The organism is Hyphomicrobium sp. (genome assembly GCF_051860585.1).
Taxonomy (GTDB): Bacteria; Pseudomonadota; Alphaproteobacteria; order Rhizobiales; family Hyphomicrobiaceae; genus Hyphomicrobium_C.
Genome location: NZ_JBHYDS010000015.1, coordinates 14,096 through 27,677, shown reverse-complemented (window position 1 = coordinate 27,677; position 13,582 = coordinate 14,096). Strand labels below are relative to the sequence as shown.

Sequence of the window (13,582 nt, the reverse complement as noted above, 5' to 3'; positions counted from 1 at the left end):
CGCCAATCCGCAACCGCCCACTGCCGGACCTCAGCTTGGGGCATCACCGAGGACTGCCAAGTGCTGCCTGAAAAACTGATCAACAAGACCCTGCAGCGCTTTTGGCGGTACTCTCGCGGTTTGACGTTGGGCGCGCAAGGCGTCGTGCTCGATGCCGAAAATAGGGTGCTCCTCATCCGGCACACGTACCGTTCGGGATGGCATTTCCCGGGCGGCGGCGTCGAAAAGGGTGAGACCGTCGAGGATGCATTGCGTCGCGAGCTTCACGAGGAGGCCGCCGTCGAGCTGACAGGACCGCCCGAAATGTTCGGCCTCTACGCCAACCAACACCTGTTCCCAGGCGATCACATCGCCCTGTTCGTCGTCCGCACCTGGAAAAGTGAGGGCTTTCCGAAGCCCAACGCCGAGATCGCGGAGCACCGGTTCGTCCCGTGGGATGCCCTGCCCGACGGGACGACGGCCCCGGCCCGTCAGCGTCTGCTCGAGATCATGACGCAACAGCCTCGGTCCGCGCACTGGTCGAAGCCATCGCCGTGACGCCATCACCGTAACGGACGCCGCCGCGCCCGCCCCGGACGCGAAGGATTTGCGACAGGCGACGCGAAAATCGCCCAGGCTGCCCCCGCCAATGGGTCGCGCTAGACCCACCCCTGGCGCCATGCTAAAGCGCCGCCCATGAGCATTCCTCCCACCAGCTTGAGACCGATGACGCGACGAGAGCGCACGCATGCCCCGCGCGCCTCTATGTCCGTCTGAAGCTGTTCAGGATCCCGTCCATGCTCTCAAACATCGTCCACCGGCCGGTCACGCCGGAAGATATCCCTGTCATCTCCGAGCTGCACAGCCGCGTTTTCGGCCCCGGCCGGTTTGCGCGTACGGCCTACCGCGTGCGCGAGCAGATCGGAAATGGCGCTGAGGCCTCCCGCTTCTGCCGGATCGCCGAAAGCGACGGCCGCATGATCGCGGCGCTTCGGATGTCCGGCGTCGCCATCGGCGGCGTGAAGGGCCCCCTGCTGCTCGGCCCCATCGTCGTCGATCCGGAGTTCACCAACCAGGGCTACGGCCGCGCCTTGATCGGCGACGTGATGGCTTTGGCGCGCGACGCCGGCATCCGCCTCGTCGTGCTCGTTGGCGATGAATCGTATTACGCGCGTTTCGGCTTCAAGCCGGTAACGCCGGGCCACATCACGTTTCCGGGTCCCGTCAATGCCGCGCGTATCCTCGCGGCCGAACTCCAGCCGGGCGCGTTGAGCGACTTCCACGGCTGCGTCTCCGGCGCGTAAAGCCCATCTCGGCGCCGAGCTTACGACGCCCACTTAGCCTGCGACGCCAAGCCCGCCTCAGCCCTCGAAGGGATCGCGCATGAGGATGGTGTCCTCGCGCTCCGGGCTCGTCGACAGCAGCGTCACCGGGCACTCGATCAGTTCCTCGATATGGCGCACGTATTTCACCGCCTGCGCCGGCAGGTCCGCCCAGCGGCGCGCCCCGCGCGTCGACTGTGACCAGCCCTCGAACGTCTCGTAGATCGGCTCCACACGCGCCTGCGCGTGCGCGCATGCCGGCAGCCGGTTGAGCCGCTCGCCGTCGAGCTTGTAGCCGACGCACACCTTGATCTCGGAGAAGCCGTCGAGCACGTCGAGCTTGGTCAGCGCGATACCGCTGATGCCCGAAACCTTGGCCACCTGCCGCACCAGCACCGCGTCGAACCAGCCGCATCGGCGCTTGCGGCCGGTCACCGTTCCGAACTCGTTCCCGCGCTGGCCGATTGTCTCGCCGATTTCGTCCGTCAGCTCGGTCGGGAACGGGCCCGCACCAACGCGCGTCGTGTAGGCCTTGGCGATGCCGAGCACGAAACCCAGCGCGCCCGGGCCGACGCCCGAGCCGGTGGCGGCTTGGGCCGCGACCGTATTCGACGACGTGACGAACGGATATGTGCCGTGATCGACGTCGAGCAGCGCGCCCTGCGCGCCCTCGAACAGGATGCGCTTCCCGGCCTTGCGCGCCTGGTCCAGCAGATCCCACGTCACATCGACGAACGGGATCACCTTGGGCGCGATCTCGGCGAGTTCGGCCATCAGCGTTTCCTTGCTGATCTCCTCACGTCCGAGCCCGCGCCTGAGCGCGTTGTGGTGCGTCAGCACCCGGTCGACCTTCGGACCCATCGTGTCGAGATTGCGCAAGTCCTGAATCCGGATCGCGCGCCGCCCGACCTTGTCCTCGTAGGCAGGCCCGATGCCGCGGCCGGTCGTGCCGATCTTGCCATCGCCCGCCGCATCCTCGCGCATGACGTCGAGATCGCGATGAAGCGGCAGGATCAGCGTGGCATTCTCGGCAATGCGAAGGTTGTCGCGATTGATGGCGACGCCCTGCCCCTTGAGCTTCTCGATCTCGGCGATGAGCGCCCACGGATCGACGACGACGCCGTTGCCGATCACGCCCAGCTTGCCCGGACGAACGACGCCCGAGGGCAGCAGCGAAAGCTTGTAGGTCTTCTCGCCGATGACGAGCGTATGGCCCGCGTTGTGGCCGCCCTGGAAGCGCACGACGACATCCGCGCGTTCCGACAGCCAATCGACGATCTTGCCTTTACCTTCGTCGCCCCACTGCGCGCCGACGACCACCACGTTAGCCATGTTGCATTCACCACATGTCATGAAATGGCCCCGGCTGATGGGCCGGGGCCAGAACCATCGCTGGTAGGTTTACTGCGCTAGCCGAAAAGTGGAAGCGCTTTTCCGCCGCGGGCGAATTTCGCCAGTGTTTCAGAGGCTAGGAGCCCGCGATAAGCCCTACTGCCGGTAGATGATCGCGCGCGCCGACGGCCACGAGACTCGGTAACCAAATTCGATCGTCCGTTCCTGGTCGGGCTCCAGCTTGCCCTCCCACATCAGCACGCCGCGCTTGTCGTCGACGTTCTGCTTCGTCGGACTGGTGGCGCCGGTCAGGTCCACCTTGATCTCCTGGTTGGCCGAGACGGGCACCTGATCGTAGACCGCGAGCGCGATGGCCCGCTCGTGCATGCTCTTGATCGACAGCAGATAGTTGCGGTTGTCGGTCCGCGACGTGGAAATCAGGCCGGTCTCGCCGCGCGTCTCGGCCGCAACCGCATGACGGACGCGCACGAGGTCGTCGATGCCGAAGCCCAGCTCGTGGTCTTCGCCCGGCGACAGGATCGGCAACCGCCCCGTGCCGACGAACGTCCCGTCGCGAAACAGGGACGCGCTGCCCGGCAGCAACGGCGTGCCCTTCGGCACATTGAACTTCGCGTAGAGGTAAGCCTTGGCGTCCACCTTCGGAACGGCCCGCACGGTGAGCTGCGGCTCGACCGTATCCGCGCCAAGCTGCACGCGTTTCGATTCCCCCGTATCGGGGATCGTCAGCCGGCCCGGCACGGCATAGAGCGCGTGGAACGGCGCCTGGATCACCTCGACCGGCCGCTCTTCGATGGCCGCCTTGCTCTTGCGCTGCCGCGCGTCCAGTGCATCCGACTCCTCAGCCATCTCGGCCTGCGGTTCGGCCACCGCAATCCCGTCCTCGGCGGAGAACGAGCGCGCCGCTGGAGCCGGCGCCATGGCGACCGGCGGCATCGGAGCGCGCCGCTCAGGTTCGAAATCGACGATCAGCGGACGCAGCTCCGGTGCCGCAGCGCCCGCCGTCGGCCGCGTGGTCGAGAGCGTGAGCGCGATGTTGTCCCAGCTTTCGCCGGTCTTCTGATTGATGGACGCCCGGCGGCTGATGTCGATCTTGGGCGCGACCGTCTTGGCGCCCGTGGAGAGGCGCACGTCGTAAAGCGGCGTCCACGAGGCATGAGCCACCTGGTAGCGCAACGTGATGTCGGCCTCGAGCGCGGACTGCGTGATCACGAACACCTTGGCCTCCGTCCGCTCCGTACGCTCCGGAGCGAGCGAACCGAGCTTGTTTTCCAGGTCCGCGATTTTGCGGTCCACTTCGCGCATCTTGGCCTGCGCATCCCGCAGCGAACGCTGGGCCTCGGAGGAGCCCGCCGAGATCAGCGCCAGGATCGCGGCCCAATCCTCGCCCTTGTCGGCGCCGGCGGCCGGCGCGGGCCGCGTCGGCAGTTGCGTCAGGTTGGTGATCAGCTGCTTCTGCGTTTCGGCGGCAGCAACCTGCGCCTCCAGCACCGAGCGCTCGTCGCGTAGCTGCTCGATCTCGATTTCGATCTGGCGCTGCTCGGTCGCGGCGGCCTGTGCATCCGCGCGCGGCACGAACACGCGGCGCGTATCGACGGAGCCGATTTCGAGCTTACCGGTCGCGCTGCCCTCGACGCGGATCGAGCCTTCGACGGCGCCCGCCGGAAGATCCTGAAACAGAATGGTGTGCTCGCCCTTTTCAAGCTGCACCTTCGCGACCCGCATCACCTCCGCGCCCATCGGAAACACCGTCACGGCATCGATGCGAGACACCGCCTCGACCTCGGCCGTGTGACCGGCGCGAACGCCCAGCCCAAGGAAAAGAAGCGCGACGACAACGATCTGCTTCACGGTGAGGCACCTTTCGGATGGTGTTGAGAAGGACTGCGGAAGCGCGATCATGAGCGCGCAGAAATGACCTCGCAAAAACTCGCGAAGCGGTGATGGCACCTGTGCGGCCGTTTCACGACGAAATTATGGCCACCGTCGATCCGCGCACGCCCTGCGACCCGGCCCACGCATCGCGCAGGGCCTTCGTGCGATACGCCCAAACGCAAAAAAAACGGAGCCGCCCGAAAGCGACTCCGTTCCTCATTTACTAATCCTACGAAGACGCAGCCCGAGACAAGATACGATCAGGCCGCGCCTTCAATTCTTACTTCATCGCGACCGGGTACATCGGCTGCGGGTTGTCGAGACGATAACGCGCGCTCAGCAGGAGATCATGCGAGGTGATGTCCTGGATTTCGAGACCGCTGTAAGAGCCCGATCCGTCGTAAGCCGACGCGCGGCCCGTCTCGACCGATCCGAGATCCGTGTAGCGATAGGCGAAATCAAGAGTGAGCTGCGGGGTCACGTCGTAGCTGAGACCGGCGTAGAGCGCCCAGGCGAAGTTCGTCGAATAGTTGTCCTTGTCGCCGTAGTAGACGCTGTTGTTCGGAACGTTGACGTCCTTGAAGCCCTGAACGTCGATGCCGGCGATGCCGATGCCGCCGCCGACGTAAGGCGTGATGCCGCGGAACGTGCCGAGGTCGATGTAGGCGTTGACCAGGCCGAGCCAGCTTTCGAGATCGGCCGTGTATTCGTTCGTGCCGCAGTTACCAGGTGTGCCGCAAGGACCATGATTGTAGGAGTCCTGAGCCAGAAAGAGCTGCTTGCCGCGATACTCGCCCGTCACGTCGAAGCGCAGCCAGCGGCTGTGCTCAACGCCGATACCGAAACCGTACAGCGACGAACTCTTGATGTCTTCGTGATGGACCGTATGGTCGGCGAACGCGGGATCATCCACGAAAATCCCACCCGGCTCCGGGTTCTTCATGCCGATGGTGCCCTTGAGGTACCACGCGCGGCCCGACGGCGCTGGCGGCGGAATATCTTTAATGCTGCCGTAACCAAGGTCGGCGGCCTGTGCCGGCGCCGTGGCAACAATAAGCAAAGCTGCGCTGACGGCTGCGCCCGCCAGGACGCAAACACGTGACGTTCTCATCGACTGTCCCTTTCGGATTCTGTCCCGAACTCTCCCGGGACCTGAAAACAAACGCAGCACTAATCTCTAGGGGACTGTGTCGGAGAACGTTTAATATACACTTAAGCGGCGTTCTGTTTTGGCGCGGCTCCTGCGTGTACGCAGCATCGCGCGCACGTCCGCAAACTCGCGATACGCGCGTCGCGCAAAAACATTTCGTTAAGCTTTGTTACGCGGCCTTGGCCGCAGCCTTCACGGCTTCGACGATATCGCCTACCACGGTGTTGACGAGGCCTTCGTCGTCACCCTCGGCCATCACGCGAATGACGGGCTCGGTGCCGGACGGACGAATGACCAGCCGTCCCGCATCGCCGAGCTTCAGTTTCGCGCCCTCGATGGCTCGGCGCACGCGGCTGTCCTCGAGCGGCTTGCCGTTGACGTAGCGCACGTTCTGCAGCACCTGCGGCAGCGGCGTGAAGCGCGCGCACACTTCTGAAACGGGCTTCCCGGTTGCGACCACGCAGGCCAGCACCTGCAGCGACGACACCAGTCCGTCGCCCGTCGTCGTGAAGTCGGACAGCACGATATGCCCCGATTGCTCACCGCCAACGTTGTAGCCGTGTTTGCGCATGTGCTCGACGACATAGCGGTCGCCGACCGGCGTACGCGCAAGCGAAAGCCCTTGCTCCTTGAGATAACGCTCGAGGCCGAGGTTGCTCATGACGGTGGCGACGATGCCGCCCGCCGTCAGTTTGCCACGCCGGTGCCAGCTCTCCGCGATCACGGCCATCAGCTGATCGCCGTCGACGATGTGGCCCTTCTCGTCGACGATGACCACGCGGTCCGCGTCGCCGTCGAGCGCGATGCCGATGTCGGCGCGCACTTCACGCACCTTTTCAATCAGCGCATCAGGCGCGGTCGAGCCACACTTGTAGTTGATGTTGCGGCCGTTCGGATCGACGCCGATCTTGATGACCTCGGCGCCGAGTTCCCAAAGCGCTTCCGGCGCAACCTTGTACGCCGCGCCGTTGGCGCAATCGATGACGATGCGCAGACCGTTGAGGCGCAGGTTCTTGGGCAGCGTCCGCTTGGCGAATTCGATGTAGCGTTCCTGCGCGCTGTCGACGCGCGTGGCGCGGCCGATGCTGTCGGCGGAGGCGAGCAGCGCATCGCTCGGCCCATCGATCAGCCGTTCGATCTCGAGCTCCACATCGTCGGAAAGCTTGTAGCCGTCGGGATCGAACAGCTTGATGCCGTTGTCGTCGTAGCGGTTGTGCGATGCGGAGATCATGACGCCGAGATCGGCGCGCAGGCTGCGCGTCAGCATCGCGACGGCAGGCGTCGGCATCGGGCCGAGCAGAAATACGTCCATGCCGACGGCCGTGAAGCCGCTCATCAGCGCCGCTTCCAGCATATAGCCCGAAAGGCGCGTATCCTTGCCGATCACGACACGATGGCGATGCGAGCCGTTCTGGAACAGTTTGCCGGCGGCCATCCCCACCTTGAGGGCGATTTCGGACGTCATCGGGTGCTTGTTGGCGAGCCCGCGAATGCCGTCGGTTCCGAAATAGCGGCGTGTCATCAGTTCCCTCACCGATCAGAAGGCCCCCGCGGGGCGGCCTTAAATTCCCGCAGCCGCCAGCCAAGCTAGCAATACACCCTTTTGCCCAACCCTTTGGAGCTAAAGGTGACGAAGCCGGTCTCGCCCGCGCGCACGTGCTGAATGCCGTACTGAATCATACGCCTATGTAGAAATCGGTCAGCGGCGGCCGGGCCAGGCGGCGAATTGTGCGATCTTCGTTAAGGCGCACTTACCGGCCCAGGCCGCGAAGCGCAACCCTTACGGGGATTTCGCCCCCACCCGTTGCTGCGGCGCGGCTGTTGCGTCGCAAATTTCTACGCCAACCGCGCTTCGGAGCCCGCCTGCGCAGCCTCCCAGACATCCACCGCCTGGCGCGTGTCCGCCACATCGTGCACGCGCACGAGCTGCACGCCCTGTGAGATCGAATGCAACGCCGCCGCGATCGAGCCCGCCACCCGCCGGCGCGGATCCTCGACATTCGAGATCTGCCCGATCAGCTTCTTGCGGCTGGCCCCGAGCAGAACCGGCACGCCAAGCCCGTGATAGAGGCTCATCGCGGCCAGCACCGCCACGTTGTGATGCAGGTGCTTGCCGAAGCCGATGCCCGGATCCGCGATCAGCCGCGACTTCGGGATGCCCGCCGCGATACACGCGCGGATGCGCTGCTCGAGAAAGTCGAACACATCGAGCACCACGTCGCTGTACTGCGGATCGTCGTTCATGGTCTTGGGATCGCCCTGCGCATGCATCAGCATGACCGGCAGGCCGGACTCCGCGGCGACCTCCAGCGCGGCAGGATCGTGCGTCAGCGCCGAGACGTCGTTGAGGATGTCGGCGCCCGCATCGGCGGCCCGCCGCATCACCTCGGACTTGCGCGTGTCGATCGAGATGAGCTTGTCCGTCTTCGCCCGCAGCCCCTCGATCACGGGAATGACACGGCGCAGCTCGTCGTCGAGCGAAACGGTGTCCGATCCCGGCCGGGTCGACTCACCGCCCACGTCGAGAATGTCCGCACCTTCCTCGGCCAGGGAGAGGCCATGCGCGATGGCCGCCTCGGTCGAGTTGTGCCGTCCCCCGTCCGAAAAGCTGTCCGGCGTCACGTTGACGATGCCCATGAGGCGCGGGCGATCCAGCGAAAGTCCTGCTATGCGCGCGCGCGGACTGCGGATCGCCTCGACCAGATCGGCCGCATCGAGCGTGCTCCGCCCCCAGTCGCGTTCGAACAGCTCGCCGAGACCGATGGTCCGGCGCATCGTCCCGCGCGGGCTTCGTTCGAGCACTTCGAGCGCTGAGAACGCCAGCGGACCGCCGGCCAGCGGCAGCCCGCCCCAGATTTCCTGCGGATCTTCCCCGATCTGGCTCGGATAGATCCCGAGCGGGCGGACATAAATCGAGCGCTGCATGGCGTTCCTCGGACCCTGGCCGACAGATCGGATTGGCCCGGAAGCGGGCGGGATCGGTGATCTACAAACGGAAACGGCCGCGATCAACTCGCGGCCGCCCCAGCACATAAACGAAGCCAGTCTAAATCATCAAGAGTCTAGATCATCAAGACTGCGGCTGGGGTTCCATGCCGCCCGTACCCGGCTCCTCGCGCGGACGCGTGCGCCCCGCGTTCGGCACGGCGGGACCCGCCGAACCCTTCGAGCCGTCGTCGTCGCGGCGGATGATCTTCTCGCCCGCCATGATCGCCTTGACCTCGTCGCCGGAGAGCGTCTCGTGCTCGAGCAGCGCCTTCGCCACATCGTGCAGCTTGTCGAGCTTCTCGGTCAGGATCTTCTTGGCCGTCGCCTCGCCGTCGTGGATCAGCCTGCGGATCTCCTCGTCGATCAGCTTCGCCGTCTCGTCCGAGATGAACTTCGTCTGCGTCACCGAGTGGCCGAGGAACACCTCCTGCTCGTTGCCATTGTAGCGGACGCGGCCGAGCGTATCGGACATGCCCCACTCCATGACCATGGCGCGCGCAAGCTGCGTCGCCATCTGGATGTCGCCGGTCGCGCCGTTCGTCACGTTGTCCGGCCCGCCCAGGATGATTTCGGCTTCACGCCCGCCGAACAGCACCGCGAGGCGCGCTTCGCACCACTGGCGCGTGCGGCTGTAGCGGTCGCCTTCCGGCAGGTTCATCGTCACGCCGAGCGCGCGTCCGCGCGGAATGATCGTCACCTTGTGCAGCGGATCGTAGGGCACGACGAGGCCAACGATGGCGTGACCCGCCTCGTGATAGGCCGTGTTGCGCTTCTCTTCCTCGCTCATCACCATGGAGCGCCGCTCGGCGCCCATCATGACCTTGTCCTTGGCGTCCTCGAACTCGGCCTGCGTCACGAGCCGCTTGTTGCGGCGCGCGGCCAGCAGCGCCGCCTCGTTGACGAGGTTGGCGAGATCCGCGCCCGAAAAGCCCGGCGTGCCGCGCGCGATCGTCTTCGGATCGACATCCGGCGCGATCGGGCTCTTGCGCATGTGCACCTTGAGGATCTTCTCGCGGCCCGCGATGTCCGGGTTCGGCACGACGATCTGGCGATCGAAGCGGCCCGGGCGCAGCAACGCGGGATCCAGCACGTCCGGCCGGTTGGTGGCCGCGATGATGATGACGCCTTCGTTGGCCTCGAAGCCGTCCATTTCGACGAGCAACTGGTTGAGCGTCTGTTCACGCTCGTCGTTGCCGCCGCCGAGACCGGCGCCGCGATGGCGGCCGACAGCGTCGATTTCGTCGATGAAGATGATGCACGGCGCATTCTTCTTCGCCTGCTCGAACATGTCGCGTACGCGGGACGCACCGACACCGACGAACATCTCGACGAAGTCTGAGCCGGAAATCGTGAAGAACGGCACGTTGGCTTCGCCCGCAACCGCACGTGCGATCAGCGTCTTGCCGGTGCCAGGTGGGCCGACGAGCAGCGCGCCGCGCGGGATTCGCCCGCCGAGCCGCTGGAACTTCTGCGGATCGCGCAGGAACTCGACGATCTCCTCGAGATCGGACTTCGCCTCATCCACGCCCGCCACGTCCTCGAACGTCACGCGGCCCTGCCGCTCGGTGAGCAGCTTCGCACGGCTCTTGCCGAAGCCCATGGCGCGCCCGGATCCGGACTGCATCTGGCGCATGAAGAACACCCACACCGCGATCAGCAGCAGCATCGGGAACCAGTTGAGAATGACGGACAGGATCGACGGCACGTCCTCATCAGAGGGGCGCGCGGTGAACTTCACGTCTTTCGTCTTGAGGCGCTCGACGAGACCGGGATCGGACGGCGCATAGCTCGTGAACGGCGCCGCGTTTTCGCGCATCGTGCCGTGAATGCGATTGCCCGCCAGCGTCACTTCCGCGACGGAGCCGGATTCGACCGCGTTCAGGAAGTCCGAGTAGCTGATCTCGGACCCACGCCGCCCCGGCGTCGGATTGTTGAAGAGATTGAAAAGCGCGGCCAGCAGCACAAAAACAGCTACCCAGATCGCAAGCTTCTGAAAGTTCGGATTCATCTTTTTTCCCGTGCCAACCGGCGCCCAGGACGGACACCGGCACGACCCACGCCAAATTACAGGCTAAGATAGGGTCCGGGGGGGTGTTTGCCAAGTTGAATGCCCCCGTATCTTCAAGTGAAGACGCCGCATCGTTCGCTTTTGGTGAAGCGTCAGGCCTCCCATCACCTCACCTTGCGTTTCAGACCAATGAATTCGGCGCTGAAGCGGGCGTCGCCGTCGAGTTTGTCGGCCAGCGGCGGAACTGAGATGAGGCGGCCCGCGGACCAGATCGACGGCAATCCGGCCGCGGCACGCGCGGGAGGACGGTGATTGAGGCGAAATTTGTCCCGCAAGGTTGCATACGCGGCAAGCCCAAGGGGACGCACCACGACCGGCGCATCCGCCGCCCCTTCACCCGATTCGGGCGCGTAGCGAACGCGGAAGCGCCAATCCCACAGCAGCTCCTGTCCGGCCGCCAGTTGGGCGTCCGGGACCGCAACCGGCGGCGGCTCGCGATAGAGCCGCAGCGTCGTCCGGCCTTGAGAGACGATGCAGCCGCCAAGCGTCCGCGCCATCGGCTGATCGTCTCGCGTCATCGCCGCTTCGAGCGCTTCCACCTGCGACAATCGCGCGGGCTTGGAGTCGCCGCCGAATGCGCCGAGCAAGCGCGCCAGCATGCGGATGCGAACTTCCTGGGACTCGCGCCGCCAGACCTCGCGCGAGAGCGACGCGAACACGCCGCCGTTGATCGCGACCAGTGTCTCGATCCGTTCTTCCGTCATCGCGTCGAGCGCAACCCGCGCCCGTGAGAGACGCTGTGCGCTGAGCGCCAGCTTGTCGTTCGAAAGGCCCAGCGCCGTCAGATGAGGGTTCGCCTGCCGCAAGCGCACGCGTTCGAACTCGGGCCGCTCATTGCTGGGATCCTCGAGCCACGCGCCATCGCTGTGCTTGAGCACCGCCGCCAGCGCGGCCTTCGTCACGCCGAGCAGCGGCCGCACGAGTTGCACGGAGCCGTCCGGCAGCAGCGCGCGGGCGGTTGCCATGCTGGCCAGCCCATCGAGCCCGCTGCCCCTCCCGAGCCTCATCAGGAACGTCTCCGCCTGGTCGTCGGCCGTGTGCGCCGTGACGACGGCGCCGGCCCCGGCCGCGCGCGCGTGCGCCACCAGCAGCGCATAGCGCGCTTCCCGCGCCAGCTCCTGCACACCGGCCAGCGGCTTCTCCGCGCTCCAGACGAGCGTGGCGTGCGAAAAGCCTGCCGCACGCGCCTGGTCCGCGACCCAGTCCGCCTCGCGCGCCGAATCCGCGCGCAGCCCATGGTCGACGGTGGCCACCTCGATGGCGAGCCCCTTGGGCGCGAGACCCGCTTTGACCCAGCGCGACGCGAGCGTCATCAGCGCCATGCTGTCGACCCCCCCGGACACCGCCAGCACGACACGCCGGTAGGGGCCGAGCACGTCTTTGAGCAAGGCGTCGACGGAGACGATATCTTGGAACGGGTGCGGTTCCGTCATGGACGGGCTCTAGATGGACCAGCTCGACGTGGACAGGCCGTAGCGGCACGCGCGCGGTGAATACCCGCTTGCACGAGACGCCGCGTCATGTCCGCAACGAACGGCCGCGCCGGCCCTCGGGCCGCGCCGTCACGGGCAGCCGATCCGCTGCCGCTCGCCATCGGCTTTCGATTTCAGAAGCGGCGGCGCATTCGGATACTTCGTCGTCACCGCGCGCAACGAGGCGCACGCGTCCTGCCGCTTGCCGAGCTGCGCCAGCGCCATGCCGCGCTTGAGCTGCGCATCGGGCGCCTTGCCGCTCGTCCCGTACGCCTGAATGACGAGGTCGAAGGCTTCGGCCGCGTCCGCGAAGTTGCGTTGCACGTAGTGAGATTCGCCCAGCCAGTAGAGCGCGTTCGGCGCCAGCGGATCCTTTGGATAGTTTTTCAGGAAGTCGCGGAAGCCCGTTTGCGCGGCGCCATAGTCCTGCTGCAGCAGATGGCCGTACGCGTTCTCGTAGACTTCCTTCGCGCTGCCGCCGCCCATCGGATCGGCGGCCGCAAACTGATCGCCGCCGCCCGGTGGCGGCGGGAGCGACTCGGCCCCGTACGTGGACGGCGCCGCAGGTTGCTGCGAGGCGACGGGCGGAAACCGCGAACCGCCCGGAGCGCTGCCCGCCCCCGGTCCTGGCTCACGTTGTCCCTGTTCACGTTGTCCCGGCTCACGTTGCTCAAAGCCGTTGTTGTCGGACGTCACGGTCGTCGAACCGAATCGGCTCGTCTGCGTGCCGTCGTCCGCGAATTCCTGGCTTGGCGGCCCGGCCGCATCCGATCGGCGCTGACCACCGGCCCCTTGCGCCCGCATTTCACTCGAAAGCTGCTCGACCTGCGCCGTCAGCGCGCGGATCTGCGTCTCGATGCTGTCCAGCCGCACGCTGTCGCCTGCCGACATGCTGCCACCGCCCTGCTCGGTGCGCAACGGAGCCGGCTGCGCGCCGCCTGTCCGCGCCAGAGATTCGAGCGTACCGATCACGACCTGCAGATCGACGAGCTGACCTTCGAGCTGTTCGACACGCTGGCGCAAGCCCGCGCTGTCGCCACCGCCACCGCCCGCACCCGCACCCGCAGCGGCCCCTGCTCCGGCGTTTGGCGCAGCCTTCTGCGAAGGAGCCTTGGCCCCCTTTACGGCAGGCAACTGCTCGCTTTCGAAGCTCTGCGCGAGAGCCGGACCCGCGCCCATGACGAGAGCCAGCGCTAGGCCCACGGCGGACCAGCCGGAAGGCCGTCGAACAACAGGCTGCGTGGATTGCATGGGCGAAGAGCCCTCCTCATTGAGCGGTCGATATCACTGCGCGCGGCTTCGACATTACGCGGCGCGCGACATGAAAACAAAGGGAGAGCCGGAGCTCGAAGGCACGCCAAATGCCTCACCTGCTCTC

The 13,582-nt window shown here is 66.0% G+C and carries 10 protein-coding genes; 2 read left to right on the top strand and 8 right to left on the bottom strand.

All coding sequences use genetic code 11. The annotated features are described in order from the left end of the window. Nucleotides 1–60: 60 nt before the first annotated feature. Both ACTIFK_RS17935 and ACTIFK_RS17930 read left to right on the top strand, forming a co-directional pair. Nucleotides 61–537, top strand: coding sequence for an NUDIX domain-containing protein (locus ACTIFK_RS17935; protein ID WP_439544382.1), 477 nt, complete (start codon nucleotides 61–63; stop codon nucleotides 535–537). A 239-nt stretch (nucleotides 538–776) separates the two neighbouring features. Further along, a complete protein-coding gene (locus ACTIFK_RS17930; protein ID WP_439544381.1) occupies nucleotides 777–1,283 on the top strand; it encodes a GNAT family N-acetyltransferase in 507 nt (168 codons plus the stop codon). A 57-nt stretch (nucleotides 1,284–1,340) separates the two neighbouring features. Here the strand turns inward: ACTIFK_RS17930 and ACTIFK_RS17925 are convergent, their stop codons facing one another. The 8 genes from ACTIFK_RS17925 to ybgF all read right to left on the bottom strand — a co-directional run bounded on the left by ACTIFK_RS17925 (nucleotide 1,341) and on the right by ybgF (nucleotide 13,455). Then, nucleotides 1,341–2,633, bottom strand: coding sequence for an adenylosuccinate synthase (locus tag ACTIFK_RS17925; protein WP_439544380.1), 1,293 nt, complete (start codon nucleotides 2,631–2,633; stop codon nucleotides 1,341–1,343). A 156-nt stretch (nucleotides 2,634–2,789) separates the two neighbouring features. After that, nucleotides 2,790–4,502 (bottom strand): mucoidy inhibitor MuiA family protein, encoded by a 1,713-nt coding sequence (locus ACTIFK_RS17920; protein ID WP_439544379.1) that lies wholly within the window; start codon nucleotides 4,500–4,502, stop codon nucleotides 2,790–2,792. A 304-nt stretch (nucleotides 4,503–4,806) separates the two neighbouring features. Then, on the bottom strand, nucleotides 4,807–5,637 hold the full coding sequence (locus ACTIFK_RS17915) for an outer membrane protein (RefSeq protein WP_439544378.1): 831 nt from the start codon (nucleotides 5,635–5,637) through the stop codon (nucleotides 4,807–4,809). A gap of 208 nt (nucleotides 5,638–5,845) precedes the next feature. Next, nucleotides 5,846–7,198, bottom strand: a complete 1,353-nt coding sequence (gene glmM / locus ACTIFK_RS17910; protein WP_439544377.1) for a phosphoglucosamine mutase — start codon at nucleotides 7,196–7,198, stop codon at nucleotides 5,846–5,848. Nucleotides 7,199–7,512: 314 nt separating this feature from the next. After that, a complete protein-coding gene (gene folP / locus ACTIFK_RS17905; protein WP_439544376.1) occupies nucleotides 7,513–8,601 on the bottom strand; it encodes a dihydropteroate synthase in 1,089 nt (362 codons plus the stop codon). A gap of 145 nt (nucleotides 8,602–8,746) precedes the next feature. Beyond that, entirely contained in the window at nucleotides 8,747–10,672 is a 1,926-nt protein-coding gene (ftsH, locus tag ACTIFK_RS17900; RefSeq protein ID WP_439544375.1) for an ATP-dependent zinc metalloprotease FtsH, read from the bottom strand. 164 nt (nucleotides 10,673–10,836) lie between these two features. Further along, nucleotides 10,837–12,165 carry a tRNA lysidine(34) synthetase TilS gene (gene tilS, locus ACTIFK_RS17895; RefSeq protein WP_439544374.1) on the bottom strand — a complete coding sequence of 443 codons (1,329 nt, stop codon included), beginning with the start codon at nucleotides 12,163–12,165 and terminating at the stop codon, nucleotides 10,837–10,839. Nucleotides 12,166–12,294: 129 nt separating this feature from the next. After that, nucleotides 12,295–13,455 (bottom strand): tol-pal system protein YbgF, encoded by a 1,161-nt coding sequence (gene ybgF / locus ACTIFK_RS17890; protein ID WP_439544373.1) that lies wholly within the window; start codon nucleotides 13,453–13,455, stop codon nucleotides 12,295–12,297. Nucleotides 13,456–13,582 lie beyond the last annotated feature (127 nt).